Origin of the sequence: Chryseobacterium phocaeense (assembly GCF_900169075.1) — a bacterium.
Taxonomy (GTDB): Bacteria; Bacteroidota; Bacteroidia; order Flavobacteriales; family Weeksellaceae; genus Chryseobacterium; species Chryseobacterium phocaeense.
Genome location: NZ_LT827013.1, coordinates 201,297 through 217,318 on the forward strand (window position 1 = coordinate 201,297; position 16,022 = coordinate 217,318).

Consider the following 16,022-nt stretch of genomic DNA (forward strand, 5'->3'; position numbering starts at 1 on the left):
CAGCCTTAGGTTTTATTTTTTTATTTAAGTTTCCTTATCTTGTGCCCCCGTTACTGTTCAGTCTCTGAATAAAACAGTAACTTTCTATAGTTCTTAAGTACACGCCTTGATAAGGAAAATAAAGCAGTCATATTATTCTTTGAGTACTTCTACCAGGGCTATGCCAGGTGTCTGTTAATATTAAAATACGAAAAAATAAAGGTGATGAAATCTAAAAATCTAAAGTCTACATTCAACAAAGGTGTTACTGTTCCAAGTCTCATTTTTATTATCGGAACATGTTTTCTTTCGGCGCTGTATCCTAAACCCACGGAAAAGATTCTGAACGAGATTAAGCAGTTTATATTTGTTAATCTGAACTGGATCTACGTTTGGGCGGTCACTTTGTTTGTGATCTTTTTGGTGTACCTGCTGTTCAGTAAATATGCGAATATAAAATTGGGGGCTAATGACAGTAAGCCGGAATATTCTTTTTTTTCCTGGATTTCGATGCTGTTTGCGGCCGGGATGGGAATTGGGTTGATTTATTTTAGTGTGGCAGAACCTATACAGCACTATTCGTCTGAAGTTTTTGCAGATAATCATTACGTGAGCAGAGCCAAGCAGGCGCAATTATATACTTTTTTTCACTGGGGAATTCATGCCTGGGCTATTTACGGTGTTGTAGGGCTTTCCTTATCTTACTTTGCCTACCGGTACAGACTGCCCCTTTCCTTACGAAGCTGTTTTTATCCACTTCTGAAAGATAAGATTAACGGCAGGTGGGGAAATGCTATTGATGTATTTGCATTATGCTGCACTTTTTTCGGACTGACCACAACTTTGGGATTTGGAGTCGTACAGATCAGTTCCGGATTGAATATACTTCATATCACCCCGGAAAACAGCTTTACCAATCAGGTGATTATTGTGATCAGCCTTATTTCGCTTTCTGTTTTTTCTGCGATTAGCGGAGTCAATAAAGGCGTAAAGATTTTAAGCAATATTAATATCATGAGTGTCATTGTCCTATTACTTTTTGTATTGGTACTGGGACCTACAGTCTATCTCATAGGAAGCTTTACCGAGGGATTAGGGAACTATATTAATAATTTTTTCAATCTTACGTTTAATACCCATGTTTATGAAAAGAATGCATTACCCTGGTTTTATGACTGGACTATTCTCTACTGGGCCTGGTGGATTTCATGGTCACCATATGTAGGATTATTTATTGCACGGATTTCTAAAGGAAGAACCATCAGAGAATTTATTCTGGCAGTCTTAGTCCTTCCTACCTTATTCAATTTTATCTGGATGTCCGTATTCGGGAACAGTGCCATTTGGTTCGATTTCAATGTTGCCCAGGGAAAACTAAGTGAGCTAGCATCCGATCCTGATGCATTGATGTTCCGGTTTTTAGAATATATGCCTTTGTCGGCACTCACGGGATATTTTGTTATTGCCATCATTATCATTTTCTTTGTGACCTCTGCTGATTCCGGAATATTTGTTATGAATAGTATCGCGACAAAAAATGCCACCAAATCTCCCAAATGGCAAATTATATTCTGGGGTATTTTACTTGCTGTGCTTTCGCTTTTATTATTAAATGCCGGAGGATTAAAAGCGCTTCAGAGTATGACTTTAATTACGGCGTTACCCTTTTCAATCATAGTACTTTTGTTTATTGTGAGTCTCATGAAGGGATTAATTATTGATCAGAAATATTACGATACCAGTTTTTCCGCGTCAACCGTTCCTTGGTCAGGTGAATTTTGGAAAGAACGGTTAAAAAATATTGTTTCCTTTAAAGATAATTCTTCGGTAGATCATTTTATCAAGGTCAAAACTACAGAAGCCTTTACAGATCTGCAGCAGGAATTTGCAGCCAACGGAATTGAGGCAAAAATAAATCATTACGAAAGTCCAGTCAGAACGGAAATAGAAATCCACCAGGGCGTAGTCAATAATTTTATCTATGGAGTGGAAAATAAAGTGAAAACTGTCTCTGAATATATCATCAATGAAGAAAATCTTCCAGATCTGGATGACAATAAAACGCACTATCCAAGATCCTATTTCGGAGATGGAAGAGAAGGTTATGATGTACAGTACTTTACAAAAAATGAATTGATTTCCGATGTTCTCAAACATTATGAGCGTTTCCTGGAAATTGTTTCGGAAGAGCGCAACGAAATGTTCATCAGCAGCAATGCCAATCAGAAAAAAGAATGATCTGAAAATAATACTGGATTGAATGACAGGTGTCATCATGTACCGAATGCGGGAGCGTTTTAATATGTAAACAATATTATTTAGATTTACCGGATAAAACGATGTCATTAAAATTTAATTTGAATTCTATGTTTCAGGATATTTGGCAAGGCAGATTAGACGGGGAAGAGCTTCTTTTCCACAGAATATTTCAGAGAGTTAAAGAAGAACAGCATTACGATACTATTGAAGCAGGCGATTTTGTGCTGCATGGTTTTGCGGTAGATGAGGGCGTGAGAAGAAATAAAGGCCGGCAGGGAGCCAAAGACGCTCCTAATGTGATCCGGAAAAATATGTCTAATTTCCCGGTGATCCGCCCTGATTTTTCCCTGCTGGATTTTGGAAATGTAACCTGTGAAGACGGTGACCTGGAGAGCACGCAGAACAGTCTTGCTAAAAAAGTATCGAAAGTACTTTTAAAGGGAGGAAAATCAATTGTTCTGGGTGGAGGCCATGAAGTAACCTATGCCCATTATTTAGGCGTAAAAACGGCGTTTCCGGAACAGAAGATCGGTATTATCAATATCGATGCCCACTTTGATAACAGACAGCCGGAAGAAGGGATAGGAGCCAGCTCCGGAACAGGTTTCTGGCAGATTGCGCAGGAAGGAGAGATGAACTCACTGCACATCGGGATCCAGAGAAATTCCAATACCCTTAAATTATTTGATACCGCCCACCAATACGGGATGAAATATATTCTCGCAGATGAACTTTTCTTTGAAAATCTTCCCTCTGTTTACCAACGGATTGATGAACTGACAGAGTCTGTGGATGTGCTTTATCTTACCATCTGTATGGATGTTTTCAATGCTTCGGTTGCTCCGGGAGTTTCAGCAGCTGCTTACAACGGAATTTTTGCAGATACTCCTTTCATGCATTTTTACAGGCATATCCTGAAAAGTGAAAAATTACTGGCTCTGGATGCAGCAGAAGTGAATCCTTCCCTTGATATTCAGGACAGAACCGCGAGACTTGCTGCATGCCTTGTGAATGAGTGGTTTATGATTTAACAGGAAATTATATGATTTTAATAGAGAAAAATCATTGTTTTAATTAGCCTTAAGGAATAAAATTTGTTACTTTCACGGTGCTTTTAGAATAAAGGCATTCATAAATTCATTTTGTGAATTTAAAACAGAAATTATATTATGGAACAGTTAATTGAAAATAAGCTTATTAAAGCAGATAAGACATTTTCAGAATGGAGAAAAGTACCGTTTGAAGAAAGGCAGAAGCTGATTGCAAAAGCGGCGGAAATTTTAAAAAATAATTCAGAAAAATTCGGCAGGATCATAACGACAGAAATGAATAAACCTGTTTCAGAATCGATTGCTGAGGTGGAAAAATGCGCTTTAATGATGAATTATTATGCAGATGCCGACAATATTTTAAAGCCTGAAAAAGTGGAATCTGAATTTTCCTATTCTGAAGTTCATTATGTTCCGAAAGGTGTTATTTTAGGAGTAATGCCCTGGAATTTTCCTTTCTGGCAGGTATTGAGATTTGCTGTTCCTGCAATTCTGGCCGGAAATACAGTGGTTTTGAAACATGCATCCATTTGTTTCGGTAGCGGAAATGCAATCGAGAGTGTTCTTTTGGAAGCCGGTTTTCCGGAAGGTGTTTTCCAGAATCTGGAAGTAGGGCACAAGGTTGTGAAAGAAATTCTTGAGCATGATGCAGTAAAAGGAGTAAGCCTTACCGGAAGTGGAAAAGCAGGTGGAGAAGTGGCTTCTATTGCCGGTTTAAATATCAAAAAATCTTTACTGGAATTAGGCGGAAGTGACGCTTTTATTATTTTTGACGATGCAGATTTAGACGAAGCTGCAAAAGCAGGTGTGAAATCCAGACTTCAGAATTGCGGACAGACCTGTACAGCAGCCAAAAGATTTATTATTGACGAAAAAATTGAAGATGAATTTTTACCGAAATTCATTGAAGAATATAAAACCTATGAAGTTGGAGATCCTTTAAACAAGGAAACTAAACTGGCAGGAATGGCAAGACCGGATCTCGCTGATGAGCTGGAAGCTCAGTTCAACCGTGCCCTGGAAAATGGCGCTGAGATTATTATACCGTTGGAGAGAATTTCTGACAATGAATTTAAACCCGGTTTAATCAGGGTTCAGGAAGGAAATCCTATTTTAAAGGAAGAGCTTTTCGGGCCGCTTGGAATGATTATGATCGCTAAAAGTGATGAAGAAGCTTTACAAATGGCAAATGATATTCCTTTTGGTCTTTCCAATTCCGTTTGGACAAAAAATACAGACCGTCAGCTGTTCTTTATCGAAAACCTGGAATCAGGAACAGTCAATATCAACAGAATGACCAGTTCTGATCCGCGTTTTCCATTCGGTGGAAGCAAGGCTTCAGGCTATGGAACGGAGCTGTCTTTGCTGGCTTTAAAGGAGTTTGTAACGGCAAGAACGATTGTAGGGAACTAGTTGTGCGTTATATTGTAAAATGTACAATGTACAATGTATTCATGTAGACTTGCAGTCATTAAAATAAAAAACTCCCGGAAAAATTTGTTTCCGGGAGTTTTTGTATGATTGAGAAAGAGTAATTTCGCCTATTCGCCTATTCGCCTATTCGCCTATTCGCCTATTCGCCTATTCGCCTATTCGCCTATTCGCCTTTTAGCAATTTTGCCCTTTCGCCTTATTATTATACTGTCGTCAATCTCAGCGTATTTGTTTTCCCTCCTTCATAAGATGGAGTTGCATTGATGTTGATTACAAAGTCTCCGCTTTCAATATAGCCGTGGTTGTGCGTCAGCATATTCACCTGGATGATTGTTTCATCAGTAGATTTTTTCATGTCATAGTAGTAGGCATGAACTCCCCAAAGAAGATTCAGCATGGTGATTACCCTTCGGTTTCCACTGTAAACGATGATGTGGGAATTTGGTCTGTGAGCAGCAAGCTGGAATGCAGTATATCCTGAATGCGTCAGGGTAACAATTGCAGAAACATTGGTTGTTTTGGCAATTCTTACAGCAGCAAGACAAACCCTGTTCGTGATGAACCTTTCATCGATGCAGTTATAATCTTTTTCGATCGGCTCGTTTTTATGCTGATAAAAATGAGTTTTCTCGATATTCTGTACAATTTTGGCCATATTTTCAACCACCTGAACGGGATATCTTCCTACAGAGGTTTCTCCCGAAAGCATTACGGCATCAGCACCATCCAATACGGAGTTGGCAACGTCATTCACCTCTGCTCTCGTTGGCGTAAGGCTGTTGATCATGGTTTCCATCATCTGGGTAGCAATAATCACCGGTTTTGAATAGAATCTGGCTTTTTCTACCAGGTTTTTCTGGATAGCAGGAACCTCTTCCATCGGAACTTCCACACCAAGGTCACCACGGGCAACCATCAATCCGTCGCATTCCAGTAAAATTTCGTCAATATTTTTAACGCCCTCAGGCTTTTCAATCTTGGCAATGATCGGAGTTTTGAATTTTCCGTTCGGATGGCTTTCGATCAGCTTTTTAAGGTCGATGATATCCTGCGCATGACGTACGAAAGAAAGTGCGATCCAGTCAACCTCCATGTCAAGCATGAAATTGGCATCCTGAACATCTTTTTCCGTAAGAGCCGGAAGAGATACCACGGTGTTTGGAAGGTTGACCCCTTTTTTGGAGCTTAGAGGCCCCCCTTGAATGGTTTTTGCTTTTACAGTATCCGTTCCATTGGTCTCCGTAACTTCCAGTACCAGTTTTCCATCATCAATAAGGATTCTTTCCCCTACCTTTACATCCTGAGGAAACTGCTGGTAAGTCATATATACTTTGGTAGAATCACCTTCCATTTTCTCATTGGTAAACGTAAGGATATCTCCCGGGTTCAGGTAAGAACCTTCTTTTACGACACCTACTCTCAGTTTCGGGCCCTGAAGGTCTCCCAGGATCCCTACAGAAAAGCCGAATTCCTTATTCAGCTCTCTGATAATTTCAATATTATTCCGAACCAAGTCGTAGTCTGCATGTGAAAAATTTATTCTGAAAATATCAACACCCGCTTTCATGAGTCCTAACATTACCTCCTTCGACGAAGAAGCAGGTCCTAGTGTTGCAATAATTTTTGTCTTCTTTAAATACTTATTCATAATACTGGATAATTTGATAAAGTTCCTCTTCGGAACTCAGTGTATAATCTTGTATCGGAAACACAAGATTTTCCGGGAGCAAAATTACGGAAAAATCAGGAATCTCTTCCGATGTATGCAGAATATATTCTACATCTGCCTGATTATTTAATAAAAATTTAATGTTTTCTTCTTCTGTGAACAGCTCGGTCTGCAGTTTTTTTTGCTTACTTTCCGAAGATCTGTTGGAAATAAAGGTAAAACATGTTTTTGTAGATTTGTGGTAAGCCTCAAATCTGGGAAAAAAATAGTCATAATAAGCCCCGTGAATAATCACATCTTTTTTTCTGGAAAAGGAAAGGCCGTTGATTTGATTTATTTTGTAGAAAAACTCATGAGCGGGTATATCTTTTGCTAATCTTACCAATCCTATGGCAACATCTTCAAATTCTATATCATCCAGATCATAAAGTTTTTGAATTTCCAAGTATGTTTTCTTTTTTGTTTAAAATATAAAATGCCCGTTGAGCTGCTTTTTCTTCTGACTTTTTCTTGGAAGTCTCTGTCGCATTGGCGATCTTTTCTTCTCCCAGCCAGACATGGCACCTGAACACAACCGATTTATTGGCCTGGACTTCCTCGCAGGTCTCATATTTTATATTTACTTTTTTCTTCTGGCTCCATTCAAGCAGAAGACCTTTGTAGCTTACAATTTTATTCTCAAGCTTATTAATTTCGGTAGGCGTAAGCAGTCTTTCCAGAATGATCTTTTTACAGGCATCATAATGGAAATCCAGATAAACAGCACCGATAAGTGCCTCAAATAAATTTCCTGAAATGTTTTCACCCAATGCCGCGGATCCCTGCTTCTGCAAAAGATCGATAAGCTTCAGGTCTTCACCTAATTTATTAAGATTCTTCCTATTAACAATTTTAGATTTCATCTGGGTCAGATATCCCTCATTAGCCTGAGGATAGGTCTGAAACAGATGACAGGAAATAATTGTACCCAAAACAGAATCTCCCAAAAATTCAAGTCTTTCATAATTGCTGTCTTGATTTTTAGAAGAACTTTTTAAAGAAAAAGCCTCACGGTAAAGAGCAACATTCTGAACCTCTGCACCTAATATTTTTTTCAATTCGGTGCTAAGGAAGTAGTCTCTCTCCGTTAATTTTCTTTTTCTTTGTCTGAGAAGGAATTTAGAAAAGTATTTCTGTAACTCCATTCATTGAATTTAGATTTTCTTAAATAGAACGCAGGCGTTGTGCCCGCCAAATCCAAAAGTATTGCTCATGGCTACTTTTACATCTTTTTTAACAGCGGTATTGAATGTGAAATTCAGTCTGCTGTCAATATTTTCATCATCAGTAAAATGGTTGATGGTAGGCGGAACCATACCATGAATAATGGTTCCCAATGCAGCGATAGCTTCAATAACTCCGGCTGCTCCCAGAAGGTGGCCTGTCATTGATTTTGTAGAATTGATCTGAATGTCATAAGCATGCTCGCCCAATAATTTCGAAATTGCGTTGGATTCTGCAATATCTCCTAATGGAGTAGAGGTACCATGCATGTTGATATGGTCTACTTCATCAGCAGTTAATCCTGCGTCTTCCAGACAGTTTTTCATTACGAGATAAGCACCTAAGCCTTCAGGATGCGGGGCAGTCATGTGATGCGCATCTGCACTCATACCACCACCTTTTAATTCTGCATAAATGGTAGCACCACGTTTTACCGCGTGCTCGTATTCTTCAAGGATGATACATCCTGCACCTTCACCTAATACAAAGCCATCTCTGTCTTTATCAAAAGGTCTTGAAGCGGTTTTAGGATCATCATTTCTTGTAGAAAGTGCCATCATCGCATTAAATCCACCGACACCACTTGCTGTAACGGCGGCTTCAGAACCTCCGCATACAATCACGTCAGCTTTTCCAAGCTGGATAATCATTTTGGAATCTATCAGAGCATTGGCTGAGGATGCACAGGCAGATACCGTAGTATAGTTCGGCCCGTGGAAACCGTACTCAATGGAGATATGTCCCGGAGTGATATCCGCAATCATTTTTGGAATAAAGAACGGGTTGAATCTCGGAATTTCCGTATTGGCCCATCCTAAAACTTCAGTTTCGAAAGTTTCCAGACCTCCGATTCCTGACCCCCAAATTACCCCAACTCTGTTTTTATCCACATTGTCTTCGATAATTCTGGAGTGTGTTACCGCTTCTCTTGCGGCTACAAGCCCAAGCTGCGTGTTCCGGTCCATTTTCTTTGCTTCTTTCTTATCGAAATGCTGCAACGGATCGAAACCTTTCACTTCACAAGCGAACTTCGTTTTAAAGTTTGTGGCATCAAAAAGAGTAATCGGAGCAGCACCGCTCTCACCTTTAAGAAGATTTTCCCAGTATTCTTTTGCATTATTTCCAATCGGTGTTATTGCGCCAAAACCGGTTACAACTACTCTTTTTAATTCCATAAACTTTTAAAATTTTCTTTTTGTTGAAGAATATTATTTATTTACTACTTCTTCGATGTAAGCGATAGCGTGACCTACAGTAGTAATTTTTTCAGCCTGATCATCAGGGATTTGAATGTTGAATTCTTTTTCAAATTCCATGATTAACTCAACTGTATCCAATGAGTCAGCTCCTAAATCGTTAGTGAAGCTAGCTTCAGGAGTTACTTCTGTTTCTTCAACGTCAAGCTTATCAGCGATGATAGCTTTTACTCTTGATGCAATGTCTGACATAGTAAATTATTTTTTTAATTGTTAGATGCTGCAAATATATAAAATTCTTCACGATAAAACATTTTTTTAGTCTTTTTTGTGGGTAGACTATACTGATTTTGGTATGAAAAGTTTTAGTGTTTTAGTTTTCAGGCATTTATGTGAAGTAGATAAAACCTATCCAAAAAGGTCATCCTGAGCCGATTAATATTTTGTCTGCATATTATGATAAATAATAAGGATGATGCCATGATCCTTATAGGTTGAATTTGGTTCTGCAGCATTTCTGAGCTTTGCAACAAAGTATAGTTGAGCTGTCCGGCAAAACGTTTCCCTAAAAATTTTGGGAACTTTGTCCCATACAATTAAGATAAATAATATGAAACGTATAGACAAAGCCTACATCAACGGGAAGTTTACAGAACTGAACGGAACAGAAGTGTTTAATCTGATTAACCCCTCTACCCATGAAAAAATAGGGGAAGTGGTTTTAGGAAATGAAACCGATACGCAGAAAGCAGTTGAAGCTGCTAAGAGAGCATTGAGAACTTTTTCAAAAACAAGTATTGAAGACCGCATTGAAATTCTTGAAAATTTAAAAAAAGCTGTAGAAAACAGGGAGCACGAATTAATCGAAACCATGATCCTGGAATACGGTGGTACCCGCCAGTTTTGCACTATGAGTTTCAGGAATATGGCAGGTTCTTTTGAACATATGATTGAAACATTACGCCATTTTGAATTTGAGAGAAAATCCGGGAATACCCTTGTACAGATGACGCCGGTTGGGGTAGTAGGGATTATTACTCCTTGGAATTCCAGCAACAGCTTTATATGTAATAAATTTGCTACAGCAGTGGCTGCCGGATGTACCGTAGTGGTGAAGCCGAGCGAAATGAGCGCACTTCAGACGCAGCTTATTATAGAGTGCTTCCATGAAGCCGGACTGCCTGACGGAGTTTTCAATGTGGTAAACGGCCTTGGAAGCGTGGTAGGAAATGAAATCGTAAACCATCCGGATGTGGCTAAAATATCATTTACCGGTTCTACCCAAACAGGAAAAATGATTGCTAAAGGTGCTGTAGAAGGGATGAAAAGAGTAACCCTGGAGCTAGGAGGAAAATCACCGAATATCATTCTGGATGATGCGGATTTTGAACAGGCAATTCCTCAGGCGCTTTTTGGTGCTTATATGAATAGTGGACAGGCCTGTATTGCGCCAACACGTCTTTTGGTCCCTCAATCCAGGCTGGAAGAAGTTAACCGGCTGGTGAAAGAAGCAGCGCTTCAGGTTGTGGTAGGACATCCTTCGAATGAAAATACGAATGTAGGTCCAATGGTTTCAGAAAAGCAATACGAACGAGTGCAGGCTTATATTCAGATTGGCGTGGATGAAGGAGCGGAATTGCTGGTCGGCGGAACCGGAAAGCCCGAAGGTCTTGAAAATGGAAATTTTGTGAAAGCTACGGTTTTTACTAATGTCCGAAACGATATGCGCATTGCACAGGAGGAAATTTTCGGACCGGTACTTTCTATTATCGCTTACGAGGATGAAGAGGATGCCATTACCATTGCCAATGATACTTCATACGGCCTGGCAGCTTACATAACTTCTGCAGACGAAAACCGTGCATTGAAAGTGGCTTCCAGGATTGAAGCGGGCAGGGTTTGTATTAACGGGTTTAAGCATGATCCGCTGGCACCGTTCGGGGGATTTAAGCAATCCGGTATTGGAAGGGAATTCGGAGTGTATGGTTTGGAAGAATATTTGGAACCGAAATCAATTTTGATTTAAACAAACATAAAAAATACTATATTGAACAGTCAAGTCAAAAGGTTTTTGGCTTGGCTTTAATTCATAATCAGAATGTCTGAAAATATCAACTACATCAATTACTCCTGTTATTTCACCACGTTCCGTGAAGGTGAGCAGTTTGCTTCTTACAATTCCTTGTCGATGGTGATCTCCGGGGAAATGGAGCTTAATGACGGCGTTCAGCGGAAAATATTTCGAAGTGGTGATGTGTATCTGGTGAGGAAGAACCAGCTGATAAAATTTCTGAAAAAGCCGGGAGAAGAATCTGAATTTAAATCTTTATCTATCAGGTTTGATGATGAAATGCTGAAAAAGATGAGTACGGATGAAAATTTTGTTCTTCATGAGCGGATGAAATCACCGGCTTTTATCGAGCTATCCGGAATACAGCATCTGAAATATTTCATGGAATCTTTGTTGCAATATCAGGACCTCCTGGAAAATAAATCTCCCGAACTGGCATTATTAAAGCAAAAAGAAGCTCTGATCCTTTTATTTGGATATGATCCGTCACTGAAGAACATCCTTTATGATATCTCTGCTCCTTATAAAATAGATCTAGAAGGATTTATGCTCAGAAATTATCATTTCAATGTGAAGCTCGACCGCTTTGCTTATCTCACGGGAAGAAGTCTTGCTGCTTTTAAACGGGATTTTGAAAAAATATTCGGAACCTCACCCCGGAAATGGCTTTTGGAAAAAAGGTTACAGGAAGCGCATTATCTTTTAGAAAATGGGAAGAAATCATCTGATATTTATCTGGATCTGGGCTTTGAGGATTTGTCACATTTTTCATATGCTTTTAAAAAGCAATATGGTTTGCCGCCCACAAGGCTTTTACTATAGGAAATGCATAAACTTTTGGAGTTATCATTTCCTGTACTCTTTAACTTTAAGAGTATGGAAAAGATCTTTTGTATTTATTGTTAAATTATATAAAACTATGCCGGGAAAAATTTTTTCCATTTGGCAATGGTATTCCTGCTCAGCTTAAATTTTCTGGATACCTCAGAATTATTTAATTTTTCCTTTTTCTGGTAATTCAGGATCTTTCTTATGGAATGTACATCATAAGAGCGATGTTTGTGATTAAATTCTTGGGTGTCTTTTTCTTGTGAATCAAAAATAATACTGTTAATCTGAATGATATCCAAAACATCCAGCTGTGGTTTATTTAAAATATTACAACATAAACCTCTTTTTTGAGGATATTTCTGGTCAATGATGTCATTGTATATACGTTTATAATCAGGATTCGATTTTTCCATAAATTTGCGTTTGTATTGATCTAAGCCATTGCCCATATCTTCTTTCAATTCACTCTAAGGCGGCATGATCTTTTTTCTAAGATTTATATTTAAACAAATTATTCTATTTATTGCTGTATTTGCTTATCCATTTATATAATGTGGTTTTTGGAATTTTATAATCATTGATGATATCCTGCTTCGTCTTGGCTCCGGTTTTTAAAAGTTCCAGGATGAAATAGATTACTTCAGTGGTATAAATGTTTTTGCGAAACTCAGGTAGCGCCGTTACCTTCTTTTTTGTTTCCGGTTTTTCTGCCAATGGAGGTGCATACAGGATCAGATGTTGAGAATACAATCTGAAAAAATCATATTTCAAAAGTTTGCTCCAGCGAAGAAGGACACCCGTATCCATATGTTCGCATAAATACATTTTTTCAATTTCTTCCTCTGTTTTATTTAAAAAATTACAAATTCTAAGAATGTCAATTTGATCTTCGATTACTTTTTGTCTGATCAGTTCCCCAATAGAAATGGTTTTAAAATTATTCTGCATAAGCTGGCTCACTATAAAAATCAATGTTAGTCACTACCATATGAAAATGATAGAGAGCAAAGTAATATCAATACTTTAAAGTTTGAAGAATTTTACCGTTAACGAAGTGTTAATGAATTTTATTTTTTAGATATAAAATTGTTAATTATTACTTGTTTAGTGTTCTTGTTTTCAGTTTATTATGATTTTTAATGAGTTGCAAACAGGCTGTGATAGAATTGTAGTGCCTGGTTTACAGGATTTGATATTTTTGTGGCTAATGTTTTTCTTATATTATCTATTTGCTATTGAAAAGAACTTCTATCTCGATTAAAATTGAAAAGATAAAAGAAAATCTAAAGCTGCTAAGTTTAAAAAGATGAAGATTAATAGAATAAAAGTGATGCTTATTTTTTTAAAACGATTTTTTGTGTAAATACAATAAAAAAACCACTTTTAAGTCTTTAAAAGTGGTTTTTATGTGGAGTTGGAGGGATTCGAACCCTCGTCCAAACAAGCAATACATAAGCTTTCTACATGCTTATTCTACTATTGGTTTTCGACTGGAGGCAGAGAGCAGACACCCAACTTCCAGCTTATCTTCTGAGGTTTTCGAGTTTCAGCCAAAGCATCTGAAACCTTATTTCCGCATTCCTATATCCCAGAATCAAACGCCGCAGAACAGAGCATTTGTGGAATATCTTGCTTCCCTACTGAAATCTTCGGGAAAACGCTTGATCTACTATACTTCGATATTAAGCTGCAAGAGCGAACTCTTCGTTGCCAGTTAAAATTTTGTAGCAAGGGATTATAGAGATCGCGCTACGGTTCTCTGCATGCTTACTTACCCATTGGTCTTGCTGTCGAAACCAGTCAACCCCATGAATAAAGTGAATGCAAAGATACGATTTTTTGTTCAAATATGGTTAATATCACTTCTGGCTTTTCGAATTATACTGATGAAAGTATTTTTCAAATGGGAGATCACAAAAAACTGCCGGCAAAATCCTGCCGGCAGATGAAGATGATTAGTCTCTGTTTTTCAATAAGATCCATCCGGAGGTTTCTACCGGCTTTTTGGTGATCTTATCTTCCCAGAATAATCTGTACCAATAGGTGTCAGAAGAGAGTGGACTGCCCAGGTATTTTCCGTCCCATATCGGAGTTTTTGTGCTGATCTTGAAAATGTTTTTTCCGTATTTATCAAAAATACTTCCCTGGAAATTTCCATATTTACTGATCTCGCTGAAATTAATCACGTCATTTTTACCATCATTGTTCGGAGTGATCACGTTGGACATAAAGAAGGTATAATACGTTGTGGTTGTTACGCATGAAGTGTTGGTGTTTCTTACTTTAATAGAATACTGGGTATTTCTCATCACATTGGTAAATATATGGGAGGGCTGCCAGATGATTCCGCCGTCAATAGAATATTCTGCGGGAACACTTCCGTTATTTTTTATAGTAATGGTTAATGTATTGTCTTTATAAATAATACCCAGGATTTCAGGTTGGGCAATATATTTTACCTTGGCGGTAAATGTTTTTGAGCAGCCTCCATTACTGATGGTAACTGAGTAAGTTCCTTCAAGCTCTGCATTAATGGTAGGTGTGGTTGCGCCTGTATTCCATAAATATGTGTAACCGGGACCAGTTCCGGCATCCAGAATACCTTTATCACCTTTACAGATTTCAATATCCTGTAAGGGGGAAACTATTTCAGGGACTACTTTAATGGTGATGGTTGCTGGTGTCTGGGCAGGGCATCCATTAGCTCCGGTCCCCGTTACAGTGTAAGTTGTGGTTGCCGTAGGCGAAACCATTTGGGTATTTCCATTGCCTGTAAGTCCGGTCCAGTTATACGTAGCAGCTCCGTTCGCAGTAAGAATAACAGATTCCCCAAGGCAGATCGAAGTTTTAGGTGCTGAAACTGTAATTGTTGGCGGAGTGATGTTTTTTATGACGGTTACCGAAGCCTGCCCGGTACATCCGGAAGGTGTGGCACTCGTGATGGTAAGGGTATAGGTTCCCCCATTATTCACGGTTGGGGTCAAAGTATTGGCTCCTGAAACAATAAATCCTCCACCGGTAGCTGTCCAGAGGAAAGTAGCTCCGGGTTGATATACAGAAGCTGTGGCATTGAGTGTAACCTGGGAATTATTACAGTTGATCTGTGCAGGGGGAGCAATATTTACAATGATTGCATTGTCCATTGCTACGGTTACAGACTTTTGATATTGGCAGCCCGACGAAGTAATGGCAGTCACTGTATAAGTTCCCGGGGCATTAACCGTATTGATTGCTCCATTTACACCGTTGGACCAAGTATAAGTATTTCCTGCACTTTGTGAAGAAGCCGTTAATACCGTTGAAGATCCCTGACAGAATATAAGATTCCCAGATATCTGTACATCCGGATTACTTTCTGCTAAAATAGTAATCGATGCCGGGCTTCCTGTACAGCTTCCAGCCGTATTGGTCAGGGTATATGTTCCCGGCGCTGTTACGGTGATAGATGGTGTGGTGGCTCCCGTAGACCATGTGTTGCCGGTTGGGCTGCCCGATGTAAGGGTAACACTTCCCCCATAACATATCGTATTGGAAGATGCCGTAATGGTGGGGGAGGCAGATTGTGTAATATTCAATTGCAGTTGGGCAATTTTAAAACACGTCGCCGATTTTACCCTTACATATATTATAGCATTTCCCGAGCTGTAAGCAGCAGGATTCGCAATGGTATTCCCGTTTCCTGCCATAGCATCCGCCTGATTCACATAATAATCAAAGCTGATATTTGCAGTTGTGCTGATATTGGATTGTGCCGAGGTAAGATCAAAAACAGCGGTTGCGGTATTTGAACATTGGCTTAAGCTTGAATTCTGAATCGCAGGAACATTTCCCTGCGTCACCGTTACAGATTTTGTATACAGACAGTTGGCCGGTGTTTTCACCGTAACCGTATACGTTCCCGGCGTTGAAACTGCAATGCTGTTCCCGGTTACACCCGTAGACCATGTGTAGGTATTTCCGGTTCCGGTTGAAGAAGCAATAAGTTGTGTGCTTGCCGGGTCACAAAGTATTAAATTCCCCGATATCTGTACATCCGGATTACTTTCAGCTGAAATAGTAATCGATGCCGGGCTTCCTGTACAGCTTCCAGCCGTATTGGTCAGGGTATAGGTTCCTGGCGCTGTTACGGTGATAGACGGTGTGGTGGCTCCTGTAGACCAGGTGTTGCCGGTTGGGCTGCCTGATGTAAGGGTAACACTTCCTCCATAACATATCGTATTGGAAGATGCCGTAATGGTAGGGGAGGCAGATTGTGTGATATTCAATTGCAG

13 protein-coding genes and 1 other RNA gene are annotated in these 16,022 nt (G+C 39.2%); 5 read left to right on the top strand and 9 right to left on the bottom strand.

Annotated elements, in window-relative coordinates; genetic code table 11:
- Nucleotides 1-204: 204 nt before the first annotated feature.
- The 3 genes from B7E04_RS00845 (at nt 205) to B7E04_RS00855 (ending at nt 4,700) form a co-directional block, all read left to right on the top strand.
- A complete protein-coding gene (locus tag B7E04_RS00845; RefSeq protein WP_080776718.1) occupies nt 205-2,217 on the top strand; it encodes a BCCT family transporter in 2,013 nt (670 codons plus the stop codon).
- Between the two features lie 128 nt (nt 2,218-2,345).
- Nucleotides 2,346-3,269, top strand: coding sequence for a formimidoylglutamase (hutG, locus tag B7E04_RS00850; protein WP_080776719.1), 924 nt, complete (start codon nt 2,346-2,348; stop codon nt 3,267-3,269).
- A 138-nt stretch (nt 3,270-3,407) separates the two neighbouring features.
- Nucleotides 3,408-4,700 (top strand): aldehyde dehydrogenase family protein, encoded by a 1,293-nt coding sequence (locus tag B7E04_RS00855; RefSeq protein WP_080776720.1) that lies wholly within the window; start codon nt 3,408-3,410, stop codon nt 4,698-4,700.
- A 223-nt stretch (nt 4,701-4,923) separates the two neighbouring features.
- Here the strand turns inward: B7E04_RS00855 and pyk are convergent, their stop codons facing one another.
- From pyk to B7E04_RS00880, 5 genes are read right to left on the bottom strand one after another with little or no spacing between them, the layout of a single operon-like run.
- Entirely contained in the window at nt 4,924-6,369 is a 1,446-nt protein-coding gene (gene pyk / locus B7E04_RS00860; protein WP_080776721.1) for a pyruvate kinase, read from the bottom strand.
- Complete coding sequence (locus tag B7E04_RS00865; RefSeq protein ID WP_062650176.1) at nt 6,362-6,835, bottom strand: IPExxxVDY family protein; 474 nt, start codon at nt 6,833-6,835, stop codon at nt 6,362-6,364. Before B7E04_RS00865 ends, pyk begins: the two co-directional genes overlap by 8 nt.
- Nucleotides 6,813-7,574, bottom strand: coding sequence for a ribonuclease III (gene rnc / locus B7E04_RS00870; protein WP_080776722.1), 762 nt, complete (start codon nt 7,572-7,574; stop codon nt 6,813-6,815). The genes B7E04_RS00865 and rnc overlap by 23 nt, the downstream gene beginning before the upstream one ends.
- Before the next feature lie 9 nt (nt 7,575-7,583).
- A complete protein-coding gene (gene fabF, locus B7E04_RS00875) occupies nt 7,584-8,828 on the bottom strand; it encodes a beta-ketoacyl-ACP synthase II (RefSeq protein ID WP_062650172.1) in 1,245 nt (414 codons plus the stop codon).
- Nucleotides 8,829-8,861: 33 nt separating this feature from the next.
- A complete protein-coding gene (locus B7E04_RS00880) occupies nt 8,862-9,101 on the bottom strand; it encodes an acyl carrier protein (RefSeq protein ID WP_002976354.1) in 240 nt (79 codons plus the stop codon).
- 358 nt (nt 9,102-9,459) lie between these two features.
- Here B7E04_RS00880 and B7E04_RS00885 point away from each other — a divergent pair, with 358 nt between their 5' ends.
- Together B7E04_RS00885 and B7E04_RS00890 are read left to right on the top strand one after the other, a co-directional pair.
- Nucleotides 9,460-10,875: an aldehyde dehydrogenase family protein gene (locus tag B7E04_RS00885; RefSeq protein ID WP_139785301.1), complete on the top strand. Its 1,416-nt coding sequence runs from the start codon at nt 9,460-9,462 to the stop codon at nt 10,873-10,875.
- A gap of 72 nt (nt 10,876-10,947) precedes the next feature.
- A complete protein-coding gene (locus B7E04_RS00890; RefSeq protein ID WP_080776723.1) occupies nt 10,948-11,742 on the top strand; it encodes a helix-turn-helix domain-containing protein in 795 nt (264 codons plus the stop codon).
- A 95-nt stretch (nt 11,743-11,837) separates the two neighbouring features.
- Here the strand turns inward: B7E04_RS00890 and B7E04_RS00895 are convergent, their stop codons facing one another.
- The 4 genes from B7E04_RS00895 to B7E04_RS00910 all read right to left on the bottom strand — a co-directional run.
- Complete coding sequence (locus B7E04_RS00895) at nt 11,838-12,164, bottom strand: transposase (RefSeq protein ID WP_080776920.1); 327 nt, start codon at nt 12,162-12,164, stop codon at nt 11,838-11,840.
- Nucleotides 12,165-12,267: 103 nt separating this feature from the next.
- Nucleotides 12,268-12,699, bottom strand: coding sequence for a transposase (locus B7E04_RS00900; protein ID WP_080776724.1), 432 nt, complete (start codon nt 12,697-12,699; stop codon nt 12,268-12,270).
- A 458-nt stretch (nt 12,700-13,157) separates the two neighbouring features.
- Nucleotides 13,158-13,559: a transfer-messenger RNA gene (ssrA, locus tag B7E04_RS00905) on the bottom strand.
- A gap of 147 nt (nt 13,560-13,706) precedes the next feature.
- A partial coding sequence (locus B7E04_RS00910; protein WP_165439388.1) for a T9SS type B sorting domain-containing protein occupies nt 13,707-16,022 on the bottom strand: 2,316 nt, incomplete at its 5' end.